This window comes from Arcobacter vandammei (assembly GCF_016106035.1).
Lineage (GTDB): Bacteria > Campylobacterota > Campylobacteria > Campylobacterales > Arcobacteraceae > Aliarcobacter > Aliarcobacter vandammei.
In genome coordinates, this window is the sequence record NZ_JADKPZ010000011.1 from 40,008 (window position 1) to 56,349 (window position 16,342).

General features: G+C 28.6%; 15 protein-coding genes, 8 tRNA genes and 1 pseudogene. 10 read left to right on the forward strand and 14 right to left on the reverse strand.

Going from position 1 to position 16,342, the window contains the following annotated elements; genetic code table 11:
- Window positions 1-3: 3 nt before the first annotated feature.
- The 12 genes from IQC44_RS07320 to IQC44_RS07375 form a co-directional block, all read right to left on the reverse strand.
- Window positions 4-666 carry a response regulator transcription factor gene (locus IQC44_RS07320; RefSeq protein ID WP_198305695.1) on the reverse strand — a complete coding sequence of 221 codons (663 nt, stop codon included), beginning with the start codon at window positions 664-666 and terminating at the stop codon, window positions 4-6.
- The gene (locus IQC44_RS07325; protein ID WP_198305696.1) at window positions 647-2,230 is read right to left on the reverse strand and encodes a sensor histidine kinase; all 1,584 of its coding nucleotides are present in this window, start codon (window positions 2,228-2,230) and stop codon (window positions 647-649) included. The genes IQC44_RS07320 and IQC44_RS07325 overlap by 20 nt, the downstream gene beginning before the upstream one ends.
- Before the next feature lie 73 nt (window positions 2,231-2,303).
- Window positions 2,304-2,380: transfer RNA gene (locus tag IQC44_RS07330), tRNA-Asp, on the reverse strand.
- A 13-nt stretch (window positions 2,381-2,393) separates the two neighbouring features.
- Window positions 2,394-2,469 (reverse strand) — tRNA-Val (locus IQC44_RS07335).
- 26 nt (window positions 2,470-2,495) lie between these two features.
- Window positions 2,496-2,570, reverse strand: a tRNA-Glu gene (locus tag IQC44_RS07340).
- 20 nt (window positions 2,571-2,590) lie between these two features.
- Window positions 2,591-2,666, reverse strand: a tRNA-Lys gene (locus tag IQC44_RS07345).
- A gap of 18 nt (window positions 2,667-2,684) precedes the next feature.
- A tRNA-Asp gene (locus IQC44_RS07350) sits at window positions 2,685-2,761 on the reverse strand.
- Window positions 2,762-2,774: 13 nt separating this feature from the next.
- Window positions 2,775-2,850 (reverse strand) — tRNA-Val (locus tag IQC44_RS07355).
- Window positions 2,851-2,872: 22 nt separating this feature from the next.
- A tRNA-Glu gene (locus IQC44_RS07360) sits at window positions 2,873-2,947 on the reverse strand.
- Between the two features lie 19 nt (window positions 2,948-2,966).
- Window positions 2,967-3,042, reverse strand: a tRNA-Lys gene (locus tag IQC44_RS07365).
- 55 nt (window positions 3,043-3,097) lie between these two features.
- Window positions 3,098-3,604: a CinA family protein gene (locus IQC44_RS07370; protein WP_198305697.1), complete on the reverse strand. Its 507-nt coding sequence runs from the start codon at window positions 3,602-3,604 to the stop codon at window positions 3,098-3,100.
- Window positions 3,605-3,727: 123 nt separating this feature from the next.
- Window positions 3,728-5,086, reverse strand: coding sequence for an FAD-dependent oxidoreductase (locus IQC44_RS07375; protein ID WP_198305698.1), 1,359 nt, complete (start codon window positions 5,084-5,086; stop codon window positions 3,728-3,730).
- Window positions 5,087-5,267: 181 nt separating this feature from the next.
- Here IQC44_RS07375 and ileS point away from each other — a divergent pair, with 181 nt between their 5' ends.
- The 5 genes from ileS (at window position 5,268) to IQC44_RS07400 (ending at window position 10,799) form a co-directional block, all read left to right on the forward strand.
- Window positions 5,268-7,997, forward strand: coding sequence for an isoleucine--tRNA ligase (gene ileS / locus IQC44_RS07380; RefSeq protein WP_198305699.1), 2,730 nt, complete (start codon window positions 5,268-5,270; stop codon window positions 7,995-7,997).
- Window positions 7,998-8,112: 115 nt separating this feature from the next.
- Window positions 8,113-8,388, forward strand: a complete 276-nt coding sequence (locus IQC44_RS07385) for a NifU family protein (protein ID WP_198305700.1) — start codon at window positions 8,113-8,115, stop codon at window positions 8,386-8,388.
- A gap of 1 nt (window position 8,389) precedes the next feature.
- Window positions 8,390-8,986 carry a hypothetical protein gene (locus tag IQC44_RS07390; protein ID WP_198305701.1) on the forward strand — a complete coding sequence of 199 codons (597 nt, stop codon included), beginning with the start codon at window positions 8,390-8,392 and terminating at the stop codon, window positions 8,984-8,986.
- The gene (locus IQC44_RS07395) at window positions 8,964-10,256 is read left to right on the forward strand and encodes a UDP-N-acetylmuramoyl-L-alanyl-D-glutamate--2,6-diaminopimelate ligase (RefSeq protein WP_198305702.1); all 1,293 of its coding nucleotides are present in this window, start codon (window positions 8,964-8,966) and stop codon (window positions 10,254-10,256) included. Before IQC44_RS07390 ends, IQC44_RS07395 begins: the two co-directional genes overlap by 23 nt.
- A gap of 87 nt (window positions 10,257-10,343) precedes the next feature.
- Entirely contained in the window at window positions 10,344-10,799 is a 456-nt protein-coding gene (locus IQC44_RS07400) for a DsrE family protein (protein ID WP_198305703.1), read from the forward strand.
- Window positions 10,800-10,815: 16 nt separating this feature from the next.
- Here the strand turns inward: IQC44_RS07400 and IQC44_RS07405 are convergent, their stop codons facing one another.
- Both IQC44_RS07405 and IQC44_RS07410 read right to left on the reverse strand, forming a co-directional pair.
- Window positions 10,816-11,442 (reverse strand): Crp/Fnr family transcriptional regulator, encoded by a 627-nt coding sequence (locus tag IQC44_RS07405; RefSeq protein WP_198305704.1) that lies wholly within the window; start codon window positions 11,440-11,442, stop codon window positions 10,816-10,818.
- On the reverse strand, window positions 11,408-11,881 hold the full coding sequence (locus tag IQC44_RS07410) for a cupin domain-containing protein (RefSeq protein ID WP_198305705.1): 474 nt from the start codon (window positions 11,879-11,881) through the stop codon (window positions 11,408-11,410). Before IQC44_RS07410 ends, IQC44_RS07405 begins: the two co-directional genes overlap by 35 nt.
- A gap of 125 nt (window positions 11,882-12,006) precedes the next feature.
- Between IQC44_RS07410 and IQC44_RS07415 the strand changes: the two are divergent.
- The 5 genes and pseudogenes from IQC44_RS07415 to tsf all read left to right on the forward strand — a co-directional run bounded on the left by IQC44_RS07415 (window position 12,007) and on the right by tsf (window position 16,322).
- Window positions 12,007-12,854, forward strand: a pseudogene (locus IQC44_RS07415) (biotin synthase).
- A 234-nt stretch (window positions 12,855-13,088) separates the two neighbouring features.
- Window positions 13,089-13,391, forward strand: coding sequence for a hypothetical protein (locus tag IQC44_RS07420; protein WP_198305706.1), 303 nt, complete (start codon window positions 13,089-13,091; stop codon window positions 13,389-13,391).
- 27 nt (window positions 13,392-13,418) lie between these two features.
- Window positions 13,419-14,285, forward strand: a complete 867-nt coding sequence (locus IQC44_RS07425; protein WP_198305707.1) for a DMT family transporter — start codon at window positions 13,419-13,421, stop codon at window positions 14,283-14,285.
- Between the two features lie 196 nt (window positions 14,286-14,481).
- Window positions 14,482-15,279, forward strand: a complete 798-nt coding sequence (gene rpsB, locus IQC44_RS07430; RefSeq protein WP_198305708.1) for a 30S ribosomal protein S2 — start codon at window positions 14,482-14,484, stop codon at window positions 15,277-15,279.
- A complete protein-coding gene (tsf, locus tag IQC44_RS07435; protein WP_198305709.1) occupies window positions 15,279-16,322 on the forward strand; it encodes a translation elongation factor Ts in 1,044 nt (347 codons plus the stop codon). The genes rpsB and tsf overlap by 1 nt, the downstream gene beginning before the upstream one ends.
- The last annotated feature ends 20 nt before the right edge of the window (window positions 16,323-16,342 follow it).

Consider the following 16,342-nt stretch of genomic DNA (forward strand, 5'->3'; position numbering starts at 1 on the left):
TATTTAAGCAGAGTAGTATCTATCTATTTTATATCCAAGACCTCTAATATTTTTTATAAAATCCTCTTTTAAAGATTTTTTTAGCCTTGAAATTTCAGCTCTAATTGTAGGATTGTCAATATTTTCAGCATCCCAAACATCAACTCTAAATCTTTCAAAATCTACAATCATATTTATATTTAAAGCTAAAATATGAATAATTTCAAGTTGTTTTTTTGTAAGATTTTGTGGTTCTCCATTGAAATATAGAGTTTGTTTATCTTTTGAGTAAGAGTAATTTTCAGAAAATCTAATATGACTTGTATTATTTTGCTCTTTTTTTAGAATTTGATTTATTTTAATTCCTAGTTCACCTAGATGAAAAGGTTTTTTTAAATACTCTCTAGCTCCCAAATTATATGCTTTTGTAATATCTTCTATATCAATTTGAGCAGAAATAAAAATTGTTGGAATATGAATCTTTCTAAGATTTAGTTCATTTAAAATTGAAAAACCATCTATATTTGGTACATTTACATCAAGTATTAATAAATCATAACTTTTTTCAATATTATTTAAAACTTCTGCTCCATCCATAAAGCTTTCAACCATATGCCCAATTCCCCTTAAATATTCGCTAATAGCACTATTTAACATTAATTCATCTTCAAGAAGTAATATCTTCATTTATTTTAAACCTATATATAAATTTTGTCTCTTTTGTGTCAGATTGAATATCGATTATAACTAAATTCTTATCACAAATCTCTTTTACGATTTTTAAACCTAAACCAAAACCACCTCGAGCTTGATTTTCTCTATAAAAATCATCAAAGATTTTATCTACACTCTCAATTTGTTTTGAGTTTGTTGTCACACTAAACTCTATTTCATCATCACTTAAATAAATAAGTTTAACAAAAATAGGAGACTTACTAAATGAGTATTTTACAGCATTAGATAGATTATTATCTATAACTCTTTGAAGTTCTGTTTGATTAAACTTTAAATAAACATCATCTTCAATATTTTTTATAAAATATAGAGAGTTTGATTTTACAATCTCTTCAAAGAAGTCCATTCTATCTTTTAATACTTTTGAAAATTCTATATACTCTTTTTCATAAATTACTCTATTTTTTTTGATTAAGTATGATAAATCATCATAAATATATTGAATTGTTTTTGAACCAGATTCTATATTTGTAATATAGTTATTGTCTGGAATTTTCATTTTTAATAGGTCTATATTTGTTCGTATAATTGCTAAAGGAGTATTTATTTCATGAACAGAGTTTTTTAAAAACTGCTTTTGAGATTCTACAAGATTAGATAGCTCTTTTGTTTTTTCATTAACTTTTGTTTCCAAATTTTTATTTAACTCTTCAAGCATTGAACTTTTTAGCTTCATATTTGTCATAGCATCATTTGCATAATTTGCAATTACTTTAAATTCACCAAAAATAATTCTACTTTGATTTATTGGGTCATTATTTTTTTGAGACTCTTTGAAATAATTTCCTATCTCTTTTACATCATTTACAATTAAAATAGTTGCATTTTTGTAGATAAATATAGAGTATAAAATAAGTAAAATTGTAAGGGAAGTTATTTGAAGAGTATAGTTTGAAATCTTTTTGTTATACTCTTCTTCTTTTTGTTTTATTAATCTATCAATTTCATCAAGATAAACACCTTTTCCTAATGTCCAAGCCCATTTATTATAGGAATTTACATAAGATAGCTTATTTGTCTCTTTTGAAGCTTCTGGTTTTGTCCAAAAGTAGTTTACATAACCACCATTTTCATTTTTTGATTCATTTATTAACTCTAAAATTGGAAATTTACCTATTGAATCTTTAAAATTCAAAAAATTCTTACCAATATTTAGTTTTTCATTTGAACTTAATATTACATTTCCATCAAAATCATAAATAAAAATATACTCATTTGGATTGTCGCTTAATTTAAGTTGGTTTATTGCTAAAATAACATCTTTTTTAATATCTTCTTCAGATTTTAAATCTATATTTTGTTTGTAATAGTAATCGATAAATTTAATTACATAATCAACATGATTTTTAAGTAGAGCTTTTTGATTATTTGTATAATCTGTTTTTAATGTATGAATTTTTTCTTGTAGCTCTTCGTGAGCATTGTTTATAATTGTAAAGGTGAAAAATGAGATTAGTATTATAATAAAAACTATACTATAAACTATTAAGTGATATAGACTTTTTGCTTTTAACATTTAAACCTGCGACTTTTTAATAATATAAGATAATAATAGCTAGATTTTTATAATAAAGAAGTTATATGAAAAATGGCGCGGCCAACGAGACTCGAACTCGCGACCTCCTGCGTGACAGGCAGGCATTCTAACCAACTAAACTATGGCCGCACCTTTTAAATAATGGTGGTCGATATAAGACTCGAACTTATGACATCTACCTTGTAAGGGTAGCGCTCTACCAACTGAGCTAATCGACCAAAGGGGAAAGTTGTATAATTGACCTTGGTGACCCCTAGGGGATTCGAACCCCTGTGGCATGGATGAAAACCATGAATCCTAACCGTTAGATGAAGGGGCCAAGTTATACAACAATAAAAGTGGTGACCCGTGATGGATTCGAACCATCGGCCTCCTCATTAAAAGTGAGATGCTCTACCGACTGAGCTAACGAGTCAAAAACAAAAAAGAAAAATGGCGCGGCCAACGAGACTCGAACTCGCGACCTCCTGCGTGACAGGCAGGCATTCTAACCAACTAAACTATGGCCGCACCTTTTAATTTATGGTGGTCGATGCAAGACTCGAACTTGCGACATCTACCTTGTAAGGGTAGCGCTCTACCAACTGAGCTAATCGACCATTAAAGTTACATATTTGACCTTGGTGACCCCTAGGGGATTCGAACCCCTGTGGCATGGATGAAAACCATGAATCCTAACCGTTAGATGAAGGGGCCAAGTATGTAACAATAAAAGTGGTGACCCGTGATGGATTCGAACCATCGGCCTCCTCATTAAAAGTGAGATGCTCTACCGACTGAGCTAACGAGTCATTTCCGTTTTAAGTGTTTTACTTAAATTGGACTGGAATTATAGTGCAAAATATTTTAATTGTCAAGAGTTTTTTTGATAAATTTCAAAATTTCTTTCAAAGATTGTTTTGCAGCTTGTTCTTGCACCTCTTCTCTTGAACCTTTAAAGTGGTGTATATCTACCATTTTACGGGCTTTATTATCAGAAATTCCAATTACAACTGTACCAACAGGTTTATTTATTGTTCCACCATTTGGTCCTGCAATTCCAGAGATTGCAATAGCAAAATCTGCTTCAAATTTAGAAATAGCACCATCAAGCATCTCATTTACAACTTCAATACTAACAGCTCCAAACTTTTCTAAAGTCTCATTTTTTACATTTAACTCTTGATTTTTAATCTTATTTGAATAAGTTACAATACTACCATTAAAAATATCACTGCTTCCACTAATTTTTGTAATCATACTTGCAACTAATCCACCTGTGCAAGATTCTGCTGTTGTGATTGATTTATTGTGTTTTCGTAAAAGTTCTTGAAGTTCTATCATATTGTTTGTAGAAAATATATTATCGTACATAAAATTCCTAAATAGTTTAAAATATAGTTTAAAGGATTTTAGAAAAAAGTATATAAAATAGAGATAAATTTAAATGATAGTTTTTAAAAGAATGTTTTTAGAAGAGTAAAACTCCTCTAAAAATTATTTATCATCTGTAAAGTCAGCTAAGAATTGATCTTCGTAGAAAGTTTTACCTAAATAGCTAGTTACTAGTTTAATATCTCTTTCTGCATTTCCTAAACAAGAAGTTGCCCCTGGAGATGGAGTCATATTAAATATAATTCCTTTTTCTTCAGTAATAGAAGCTTCACCAAGCATAAGTTTTTGCTCTTTTTTATTTAGTACTTGTGGTCTTACTCCACCAAATCCTTTTGCATATTCAATATCTTCAACACTTAATGATGGTACAATTTTTTGTGCATCTTTAACAAATAGTTTTTTATTAATTCCAGGTACTTCAAATAAGAAGTTTTTAAAGATATAGTTTCTAATATCACTATCTTTTAATAAATCCCAGAAAATTTTTATAATATTTCCATCTAAGTTTAGAGTTTTTAAGCATTGGAATAAAGATTTTCCACCTTTGTATCTCTCAAGAACTAAAAGTGCAAGAGCTGTTGGTCCAAATCTTGTTTTTCCATCACATAAAATATCTGGATCTCCATGAAGTGCAGCAAATGGAAGTTTATCATTTTGTACCATATAAACTTTTCCATTTAAATATGTACCATTTGTAATATAGAATGATCCAGCCATAGAAAGTGATCCCATATATTTACCATATCCCATTTTATGAGCTAAATATAGTGAGTGAGCTCCAGCATTTACAACAACAAAATCAGCTGTATAAACTGTTCCATTTTTTGTAGTTAATTTGAATTTATCACCAATTTTTTCTATCTCATCAACTTCAGAATTAAAATATACATCAGTTATTTTTTCTGTATTTGCATTTTGTCCAGCTTTTACAAGCTCTTTTGTCATTGCACCAAAATCAACAGTTGTATATTGATCATTTGTACCCATAGCAACAATTGGTTCTGGTCTATCTTTTGTTCTTTCTTTATCTGCATAAACTAAAAGTGGCTCTTTCTCTCTTAACGCCTCTTTATCCCAAAGCTCTAAATATGGGAAAATTTCTTTAAATTTATTATATCTATCTGTAATAAATTGTACTTCTTTTTCTCCAACTCCTAAAGCCATTTTTTGATGTTTGAACATAATTTTATCTTGTAAATCATACATAAGATTGAATTTCTCAATCATTTTTGCTGTTCTTTTTGTAATTTTTGCTTTATCAAAAGTATAGTTTGTCTCAATATCCCCAACGTGGATTGTTTGAGAGTTACTTGTTCCTTTAGAGTTTAAAGTTGCAAGTGCCTCATACTTTTCAAGTAAACAAATACTATTAACATCAGAATATTTTGCTAATTCAAAGAATAAAGCAGCTCCTGAAATTCCTCCACCAACAATTACGACTTCATAGTGTTTTTCGCTCATTTTCCTATCCTATATTTTTTTTGTCAAAATTTGGCAAAGATTTTAGCATATAAATTTTTAAATGTTATATAAATTATTAGATTTATATATTATTTTAAGCTATTAAATTAAGAATTTAAACAAATTTAGATAGAATAATTGCTTAAAATATAGTTACAAATAACAAAACTAAGGTGATATAATGGATTATAAAGATAGTTTACTTCTTCCAAAAACAGATTTTCCAATGAGAGGAAATCTTCCAAACAATGAGCCACAAAGATATAAAAAGTGGGATGAACAAAGTGTTTATGAAAAGATGAAACAAAATAGAGTAGGGTGTCAAACTTTTACTCTTCATGATGGACCTCCATATGCAAATGGAAATACTCATATAGGTCATGCTCTAAATAAAATTTTGAAAGATATGATAAATAAATTTCACTATTTTGATGGAAAATCTATTAGATATGTTCCAGGTTGGGATTGTCATGGTCTTCCAATTGAACAAAAAGTTGAAGAGAAAATAGGAAGTGAAAAGAAAAAAACTATTGCAAAATCAAAACTAAGAGAGCTTTGTAGGGAACATGCAAGTAAATTTGTAGATATTCAAAGAGATGAGTTTAAAGCTCTTGGAGTAATTGCTGATTGGGAAAACCCATATTTAACAATGGATTTTAAATTTGAAGCAAATATATATAGAGAACTTTGCTCTATTGCAAAGCAAGGGCTACTTGTTCAAAGAAGTAAACCAGTTTATTGGTCATGGGCAGCTCAAACAGCACTAGCTGAAGCTGAAGTTGAGTATGAAGATAAAACTTCACCATCAATTTATGTTGCATTTAAACTTCAAGATATGGATGCTAGTATTATTATTTGGACTACAACTCCTTGGACACTTCCTGCAAATCAAGCAATTGCTTTAAATAAAGATGAAGAGTATGTAATAACTAGTGATAAATTTATAGTTGCTAAGAAACTTTACAACTATTTGTGTGAGCAAGAGGTTATAAAAGGAACTATAGTTGAAACTATTGATGTTTTAAAACTAGAAAATACAAATGCTACAAATCCATTAAATGGTAGAAATTCAAGAATTATTTTTGGTGAGCATGTTTTAATGGATAGTGGTTCAGGAGCAGTTCATACAGCTCCAGGGCACGGGGAAGATGACTACAAAGTATCTTTAAAATATGGTATTGAAGTAATAATGCCTGTTGATGCTTATGGAAAATATGATGAAACAATAGTAAGAGAAAAGCTTTTTAAAGATTGTAATAAATATCTTGGTTTAAATGTATTTAAAGCAAATGATTTAATTTTAGAAGAGTTAGGATCTGCATTATTAAAAAGAGTTGATATAAGACACTCATATCCACACTGCTGGAGAACTCACACACCAATTATTTTTAGAGCTACAAAACAGTGGTTTATCTCTATTGATGATAAATATGGAAAGAAAAACAAAACTTTAAGAGAAAATGCACTTGAAGTTGTAGAAAATCTTAAATTCTATCCAGAATGGGGAAGAAATAGATTAAAAGCAATGCTAGATGGAAGACCTGATTGGTGTATTTCAAGACAAAGAGACTGGGGAGTGCCAATAGCATTTTTTAGGAATAAAAAAACAGATGAGATAATTTTTGATGAAAAGGTTTTAAACTTTACAGCTATGATTTTTGAAAAACATGGTTGTGATGCTTGGTATGATTTAGAGATAAAAGATTTATTATATCCAGCAAGTGGATTAAATCCTGATGATTTAGAGAAAACTTTAGATATTTTAGATGTTTGGTTTGATAGTGGAAGTACACAAAATGCAGTTTTAAGAAGTGGAAACTATGATGCAGGAACTTTCCCTGCTGATATGTATCTTGAAGGAAGTGACCAACATAGAGGTTGGTTTCAATCTTCACTTTTAACAACTCTTGCAAGTAGCGAAATTGCACCTTATAAATCAATTTTGACTCACGGTTTTACTGTAGATGAAAAAGGTGAAAAAATGAGTAAGAGTAAAGGAAATGTTGTAGCTCCTGATAAAGTTCTAAAAGAGTATGGAAGTGAGATTTTAAGAGTTTGGGTTGCTATGAGTGATTATCAAAGTGATCTGAAAATCTCTGATAATATCTTAAAGCAAAATGCAGAACTTTATAGAAAAATAAGAAACACAGCAAGATTTTTACTAGCAAACATTGATGGACTTGAAGAAATTGTTGATATTTCAAAAATGGGAGTTTTGGATAAATGGATTTTAAATAAAGCAAAAAGAGTTTTTGATGAGATTGAAGATAGCTTCAAAGTTTATGAGTTCTCAAAAGGATTAAATAAACTAAATAACTTCTTAGTAGCTGATTTAAGTGGTGTTTATCTTGATGTTTGTAAAGATAGATTATATTGTGATGATAAAAACGATATTCATAGAGTTGCGTCACAAAGTGCCATGGCAATGATTACAAAAAAATTAATAGGAACTCTTGCTTGTATTTTAACATATACAATGGATGAGTTACTAGATTTTGCACCACAAATAATAAAAGGTGAGGCAAAAGATATTTTTGATTTTGAAAAATTTGATTTGCCAGAAGTTAAATCAGATATAAATGATGAATTATTTATAGAAGCAAAAGAGAAATTCTCTGAAATTAAAGATAGTTTAAGTAAAGAAAAGATAATTAAATCTACACTAGAGTTAGAAATTGTTACTTCAAATGAAGAATTTTTAGCTTTAGATGAGGTTGAATCAAGTGATTGGTTCTTAGTAAGTAAGGTTTCAAATACTACTTTAAATAGCGAGATTTTAGGAAGTTTCAAAATAGAAGATTCAGAGTTTAAAGTATTTAAGGCAAGTGGATGCAAATGTCCTAGATGCTGGAAATATACTTCAACAAAAGAAGACTCTTTATGTACTAGATGCGAAGAAGTAGTTAAATAATGTTTGAAAATGAAGTTACTCTTACATTTATATTCCAAACAATAGCTGTGATTTTAGTATTTACAGCTATAGGAGTATTTTTTGTAAAAAAGTATGAGAAAAAAAGGTAGATATTATGTTTCCATTTAGTGATGAGGATTTACAAGAACCTGTAAGTAGTATTATAAAAACAAAAATCTCTCCAATGTTGGCAAGGGATGGAGGAGCTATAGAGCTACTTGAAATTAAAAATTCTAAAGTTTATATACAGTTAAAAGGTGCTTGTGTTGGCTGTAGTGCAAGTGGAAGTACTTTAAAATATATAGTTGAAAAAGAGTTAAAAAGTGCAATTCATCCAGAACTAAAAATAGTAAATGTTCCTATTGGAAAAACTGATTATTTAGAGGATTAAATTGATAAACGAAAATAGAGTACTAGAAGAGGCAAACTCACTATTTGTTCAAAAAAATTTTAAAGAAGCACTTTTTTATTACTCTTTATTAATAAATAATTTTCCAGAGAATAAAGAGTATCCAATGTATGCTCTTTTTTGTGATATATCTTTAGAAGATGAGAGTAAAGCACTATCTTTGTTTGATTATTTTTCAATATTAAAAAATGAAGATTTAGAAGAAGCAATAAAAGAGATAAAAGAGATAATTGATGCTTATGATGGCGATATTGAAAAGATGATGAATCTACTTGAAGATATTGCAACTCAAAATATAAATAGCCTAGAAGCAATAAATTATAATGATTTCCAAAAAACGGTAGAGCAAAGAGGGTCTTTTAAACTTGCTTTTGAAGATATTATGTTCTCTACAAAAGTCGCTATTGATAATAGAGAAGATTTTTATGATTTTGTTACAAAATTGATAGACAATGGCTTTGATAACACAGCTTATGGTTATCTTGATGGATTTAATGAGTATTTTAATTTTGATAAAGAGATAGTAAAACTATACAAAAAACTAGAAGAGAAACAAAATGAAGCTAAACATAAACGGTAGAATATTTACAGATAACACAAATGAATTAGAAAATGATTCATTGTTTGTGGTTTCAAAGCAAAATGAGAAGTTTAAAGATATTGCAATTAATGGTGGTTTTGAACTTGTTCATTCAAGTGAACTTAAATACTATTTAAATATGAGTAGTATTAAAATCATTGGAATTACAGGAACAAATGGAAAAACAACAACAGCAGCAGCTATTTACTCTATTTTACTAGATTTAGGTTATAAGGTTGCTCTTCAAGGAACAAGAGGATTTTTTATAAATGGTGTTCAAGAAGAGGAGTACTCTTTAACAACTCCTGTTCAGTTAGGCAATTTTATAAATATTCAAAAAGCTATTCTTAAAAAATGTGATTTTTTTGTAATGGAAGTAAGCTCTCATGCAATTGAGCAAAATAGAATTGAAGGTTTAGATTTTGCTTTAAAAATTCATACAAATATCACTAGAGACCATTTAGATTATCACAATACAATAGAAGAGTATATAAGTGTTAAAAACTCATTTTTAAGTGATGAGAGCCTGAAGCTTATAAATATTGATGATAAAGTTGTGAAATTCAATCCAAAAAATGCTTACACTTACTCTTTGGATAAGTTTTCAAGCTTTAAAGTTGATGCTTACTCTTTTAATAAAGGTATGCATGTGATGTTTAATTACAATAAAACTCCTTATACTTTTTCATCTATGATGATGGGAATTTTTAATATTTATAATCTAATGGCAAGTGTAGCTGCTGTATCTTTGGTAACAAACAAGAATTTAGAAGAGATTTGTAAAGCTTTAGAAAATTTTGGAGGAGTTAGTGGAAGAATGGAGATTATAAGTGTTGATCCACTGGTAATCGTAGATTTTGCACACACTCCAGATGGAATGGATGAAGTTTTAAAAAGCTTTCCACAAAAAGATATAATTTGTGTTTTTGGTGCAGGTGGAAATAGAGATAGAGAAAAACGACCACTTATGGGAAAAGTTGCTGCTAGATACTCTAAACATATTATTGTTACAAGTGATAATCCAAGATTTGAAGATCCTGATTTGATTGTAAATGATATTGTTGCAGGTATTCCAGAAAATATCTCTTTTGAAGTAGAAGTAAATAGAAAAGAGGCTATAAAAAAAGCAATATTATTGGCAAAAAATGAAAATAGTGTAGTTTTAATTCTTGGAAAAGGTGATGAAGCAACACAAATAATTTATGATCAAAAACTTCCTTTTTCTGATAAAGAAGAGGTTTTAAAACTTTTAGAGTTTAGAAAAAATTAAAAATCGCTCTTTTTGTGCTACTTATGTAGCATACAATTTTGATAATTTTTTAGTAAAATAGAAGCTAAACTTAAAAAAGGAGAGAAAATGAGATTAAAATTAATATTTATCTCAATTTTTGTTTTAAGTTTTTCTTTATTTGCTGATAATTTGGCAATAAAAGAGAACTATTACGGAAAACAAAAAGCAGTTTATGACATAAACTATAGTGGCGGAGAGAACAACAAAGAGTTTTTTAAAGTTCTAAGAAATGTAAAAAACCATGTAAAAGCTGTTGGACAAGAGAATATCGAACTAAAAGTTATTTTAACAGGTGATGCACTTGATATGCTAACAACTGCAAATACAAATATACAACTTCAATCACAAATAGAGGAGTTAAAAATGCAAAATGTTAAATTTTTGGTTTGCAACAATACTTTAGTTGGAAGAAAAATAGATTATAAAACTTTGTATGATGTAACAGAAAATGATATTGTACCATCAGCAAATGCTGAACTTTCTCATCTTCAATCTCAAGGTTTTTCATATCATAAACCTTAAAAAGATAAAAATCACTCTATAAAATGGTGATTTTTCCACGAGATAGTTTTATAATATCTCTATTTTTTAAATCTTGTAAAACTCTATTTATAACAGTTCTTGAAGTTCCTAATTGTAAAGCTATCTCTTTATTTGTAATATTTATCTCTTTTGTATTAAAAGATTTTAAAAACTCCAAAATCCTGCTATCAAGCCTTTTAAATTTTATATCTTCTATTAAGGTAGTTAAAGATGAATATCTTAAGGTAAAAAGAGAAAAAATCATCTTTTGATAAGATGGAGAGTGAATTATTAGATTTTGTATAGTTTCTGTTGGGATTAAATACCCTTTTATTTCACTCAAAGCCTCGGCAGTTGCGACAGCTTTTGTTTGAGATATAGCACTAGCAATATTTACAATACACTGCTCACCTTGACAAAAATCATATAGTGGAATCTCATCATTTGTATTTGCACTAACAGAAAGCTTGATATTTCCCTCAAGTAGATATAAAATATCTTTACAAATATCCCCTTCATAAAACAAAATTGTCCCTTTTGGAATCTCCACATATTTGGATTTTGATTTTATCTCTTCAACAATTTTTTCATCTAATTCACTAAAAAAATCAAAATTCTCCACCCCAATGTTTATGCGGAACAAAAACTCCACCTTTTGGCCATTTTACCAAAGCTGTGCTTTCATAAAGTGGCATTACTTCTAAATTTCCATAACCTTGCATCCAAGAAGCTAAATTTGTATCAATTATTATTTTCTCATCATTGTAAAGATAGTTTATTTTTCTAAAAATTGTACAAGATTTTTTAGCTTTTACAAAACTCTCATCCTCTTTTGGAAATTTTAGATAAGTTCCTGCTTCAAACTCTCCAAACTCATTTGTATAAACTCCATCCAAAACAAAAATCTCTACACTATTTATTTTGGAATCTGGATTTAAAGTAAAGTTTTCTTCTATTTTGATTATTGCTGTTTCTTTCTCTTCATCGCTTGAGAGTATTTTTTTTAAACTTCCAGCATTGTATTTTTGCCAGATTAAATTATTTGTATCTATAAAAACTTTTATATCATTATTTGCATTCATTTTTTATCTCTTAAATTTTTTAATGAAATTATAATAATATTTAGCAAATTTGTGTGCAACTTATGTAGCAGACAATAAACTCTTTTATCTATATAATCGAAAATTTTATAAGAAAGGTGATTTTTATGAGTTTAGAAAAAGAGGTTTTTTTGTGTGCTATATCAAATATTGAAAGTGGAACTTGTAACGAGGATTGTAAATTTTGTACTCAAAGTGTAAAAAATGATATAAAAATTAGTAGATACAAAAGAAAAGAGATAAAAGATGTTGTAGAAGAAGCAAAAAATGCAAAGCAGCATAAAGCACAAGAGTTTTGTTTGGTAACTGCTGGACAGAAATTAACAAATAGTAAACTTGAATATGTATTATCTTTAGTAAATGCTATTAAAAAAGAAAATTTAGATTTAAAGATAAGTGCTTGTAATGGTTTGGCAACTTTAGAGCAGTTAAAGGAGCTAAAAAAAGCTGGAGTTGAAGTATATAATCACAATTTAGAAGCTTCAAAAGAGTTTTACCATAATCTTTGCACTACTCATAAATGGGAAGAGAGATACCAAACTTGTTTAAATGTTAAAGAAGCAGGACTTAATCTTGCTTGTGGTGGAATATTTGGAGTTGGAGAGAGTAGAGAAGATAGAATATCTTTATTTAATTCTATAAAATCTTTAGAACCAATGGTAGTTCCTTTAAACTTTTTTCACCATACACAAAATTTACCAATAGTTAAAAATGAGTTATCAAAATCTGAGGCATTTACTATAATCAAAACTGCAAGAGATATTATTGATAGTGCCAAGGTTGTTATGATTGGTGGTGGAAGAGAGAGAGTATGTTTGAAGAGAGACAATATGAAGTTTTCGAATATGGTGCAAACTCTTTTATCATTGGAGATTATTTAACAACTTTTGGAGAGAATGCAAAAAAAGATTTAATTGCTTTGGAAAAATTAAACTATAAAATTTCTGCTTTGTGATACATCTGTAGTTTACTTAAAAATTATAATTTTATAAAATTTTACAATCTAGCAAAAATATAAGGCTAGAAAATCAAACTAAGGATTTGATAGTGTAGAAAATGCTTCAAATTACCTAAAAAGTGAACTTTTTTAAAATGATGTTGTAAGAGAGTTATCTTCTCTTTTAGAAACTTCTATAGAAATTAGAATATATAAAGTAGCTTAAAATATATCCCAGTTTTGGGATATATTTTGATAGAAAGGGTTATTATAAATAGATTTAAAGTAAAGAGAATAGAGTTATTAAAAACAGCTAAGAATAGTGATATTGTAAAATATAAACTATATACAGAGAAAAAAAAAGTAATATTAAATATCTCTAAAAAAGATTTTGAAAAAATAACAATACTGAAATACATAAAATGTCCTTTTTTTATATTAAGTTATGCGAATATAGATAATGAGATAAAAATTGGTAATAGTTTTGAAATTTCAAGTGATGACTTAACTTTAAATTTAGAGTGTGAAACCTCTTGTGGATTAAATCAAAAATAAATGTATAATATCTACAAAAGGAATTATATGAAAAGTTTTAATTTGGATTTTAAACTTATAGGGTTACTTCTTTTAGTTTTAATATTTTTTGCTTCAAACTCAATCTTGGCACGAATGGCTATTTCTACACAAAATATTGATGCTTTTACTTTCACCTTTTTACGAACAATCTCAGCTATGTTTGTACTTTTAATACTATTTTTTTACAAAAATAAGAATTTAAAAATATCACTAAAAACAAACTATCTTGGTGGTTTTATGTTTTTTTTATATGCAATTTGTTTTTCATACTCATATATAAATATGTTTGCAGGTGTTGGAACTTTGATTTTATTTGCAGTTGTACAACTAACTATGATTATTTTGGCTTTGTTTTTTAATGAAAAATTAACTCTTAATAAAATTATTGGAATAAGCATAGCTTTAGGTGGTTTAGTCTATCTTTTATATCCAAAAGATGATTTTACAATTTCATATTTTCATACTTTTTTGATGTTTTTATCAGGAGCTGGTTGGGCAGTTTTTAGTGTAATTGGTAAAAAATCACAAAATGCAACTTTAAATGCAACAGATAGTTTTATCAAAGCAACTATTTTTACTATAATTTTTGCTATTTTTTATCTAACTTTTTTTGAAAATAATTTTAAAATAGACTTAGCAACTTCTTTTATGGCAATACTTTCAGGTTCAATAACAACTGCTTTTGGAGTTTTTTTATGGTATTTTATTTTACCAAAAATAGAGATTATGACTGCAAGCATAGTTCAGTTAATAGTTCCAATATTGGCTATAATTTTAAGTGTTATATTTCTTGGTGAAGTTCTTACTTTTGAACTTGTTGTATCAACTTTTATAATTCTTTTAGGAATATTTTTGGCTTTATATAGAAGATGAAAATATGATTAAACAAAAATTAAATATACTTTAGATAAAATCACAGCTCTATTTTTTAAAACAAATTCGCTTTAAAACTTAGAACCTCACATGTATCAATCCTTGTACGGGTTGTAGCAAAGAGATTTGCTATTAAGGGATACAGAGGCTAAACCCTATACAAAAATACAACAAATTAATTCAAGGAGAATTACTCATGGTTACAATGAAAGACCTATTAGAGTGTGGTGTACACTTCGGACACCAAACAAGAAGATGGAATCCAAAAATGAAAAAATTCATTTTCGGTGTTAGAAAAAATATCTATATTATAGATTTACAAAAAACATTAAGATATTTCAGATATACATACAATGTTGTAAGAGATAGAGCAGCTGAAGGTCAAACAATGATTTTTGTTGGTACTAAAAAACAAGCTAGTGAAACTATCAAAAAAGCTGCAGAGAGTTGTGGAATGCCATATGTAAACCACAGATGGTTAGGTGGAATGCTTACAAACTTTGGAACAATCAAAAAATCAATTAGAAAATTAGAAATTATTAAAAAAATGAGAGAAGAAGGGCAATTAGACCTTTTAACTAAAAAAGAAGCTTTAATGCTTACTAGAAAAGAAGAAAAATTAGAGTTATATCTTGGTGGTATCAAAGATATGAATAAACTTCCAGATATGATGTTTGTTCTTGATGCCGTTAAAGAAAAAATTGCAATTGCTGAAGCTAGAAGATTAGGAATTACAGTTGTTGCTCCTTTAGATACAAACTGCGACCCTGATGTTGTTGATTTACCAATTCCAGGAAATGATGATGCTATTAGATCAATTCATTTATTCTGCAACGAAATGGCTGCAGCTATGAATGAAGGAAAAGCAGCATTAGCTGATGCAAATGGAGAAGAAGTAGTTGAGCCTATTTCTCAAGCAGAAAAAGATGAGCTTTTAGCTGAAGCAGTTGCTGAAGGTGAAGATCTTAACTTTGGAGAAGGAGAAGAAGCGTAATGGCAGTAACTCCACAACTAATTAAAGAGTTAAGAGAATTAACTGGTGCAGGAATGATGGATTGTAAAAATGCATTAAATGAAACTAGTGGTGATATCGATAAAGCGGTTCAAGCTTTAAGAGAAGCTGGGCTTGGAAAAGCTGCTAAAAAAGCTGGAAATGTAGCTGCTGAAGGTTTAGTTGCTATCGAGATTAATGCTGATAATACAAAAGCTGTTATTTTAGAGTTAAACTCTCAAACAGACTTCGTTGCAAAAAATGAGAACTTTATTAATTTAACAAAAGAGATTACTTCTCATGCTTTAGCAAATGGAATTAAAGATGCTGGTACTTTAAATTCTTCAACTATTGCTGGACAAGACTTTCCTACATTTTTAGCAGAAAAAATTGCAACTATTGGTGAAAATTTAGTTGCTAGAAAATTAGAAAGTATTGAAGGTCAAGTTGTAAATGGTTATGTTCACGTAACTGGAAGAACAGGAGTTATTTTAGCTGCTTCTTGTGATGCTGCTGTAAAAGATAAAGCTTCTGAACTTTTGAAAAAAATAGCAATGCATGCAAGTGCTATGAAACCAACAGTTATTTCATACAAAGATTTAGATCCAGCTTTTGTTGAGAGTGAAAATAGAGCTATTAGAGCTGAAATTGAAGCTGAAAATGAAGAGTTAGTAAGATTAAAAAAACCTCTTAAAAAAATTCCAGAGTTTGTTTCTAAGTCTCAATTAACAGAAGAAGCTATTGCAACTGCAAAAGCAAGATTTGAAGATGAGTTAAGAGCAGCTGGAAAACCTGAAAAAATTTGGGCAAATATTATTCCTGGACAAATTGAGAGATTTATCGTTGATAATACTCAATTAGATGGAAGATTTGCTCTTTTATCTCAAGCTTATGTAATGAATGATAAACAAACAGTTGAACAAGCAATTGCAGAAGTTGATGCTTCAATTAAAATTACATCTTATGTAAGATTTGAACTTGGTGAAGGAATCGAGAGAAAAGAAGAAGATTTCGCAGCTGAAGTTGCAAAACAAATGGGTAAATAATTTATAGTTTATAAAAAACT

Bases quoted from the DNA above. Each gene is read 5' to 3' on its own strand.
- IQC44_RS07320 (WP_198305695.1), bottom strand. From the start codon at position 666: ATGAAGATATTACTTCTTGAAGATGAATTAATGTTAAATAGTGCTATT.
- IQC44_RS07410 (WP_198305705.1), bottom strand. From the start codon at position 11,881: ATGAATGCAAATAATGATATAAAAGTTTTTATAGATACAAATAATTTA.
- tsf (WP_198305709.1), top strand. From the start codon at position 15,279: ATGGCAGTAACTCCACAACTAATTAAAGAGTTAAGAGAATTAACTGGT.
- IQC44_RS07385 (WP_198305700.1), top strand. From the start codon at position 8,113: ATGTTTCCATTTAGTGATGAGGATTTACAAGAACCTGTAAGTAGTATT.
- IQC44_RS07370 (WP_198305697.1), bottom strand. From the start codon at position 3,604: ATGTACGATAATATATTTTCTACAAACAATATGATAGAACTTCAAGAA.
- IQC44_RS07425 (WP_198305707.1), top strand. From the start codon at position 13,419: ATGAAAAGTTTTAATTTGGATTTTAAACTTATAGGGTTACTTCTTTTA.
- IQC44_RS07395 (WP_198305702.1), top strand. From the start codon at position 8,964: ATGAAGCTAAACATAAACGGTAGAATATTTACAGATAACACAAATGAA.
- IQC44_RS07375 (WP_198305698.1), bottom strand. From the start codon at position 5,086: ATGAGCGAAAAACACTATGAAGTCGTAATTGTTGGTGGAGGAATTTCA.
- ileS (WP_198305699.1), top strand. From the start codon at position 5,268: ATGGATTATAAAGATAGTTTACTTCTTCCAAAAACAGATTTTCCAATG.
- IQC44_RS07400 (WP_198305703.1), top strand. From the start codon at position 10,344: ATGAGATTAAAATTAATATTTATCTCAATTTTTGTTTTAAGTTTTTCT.
- IQC44_RS07325 (WP_198305696.1), bottom strand. From the start codon at position 2,230: ATGTTAAAAGCAAAAAGTCTATATCACTTAATAGTTTATAGTATAGTT.
- rpsB (WP_198305708.1), top strand. From the start codon at position 14,482: ATGGTTACAATGAAAGACCTATTAGAGTGTGGTGTACACTTCGGACAC.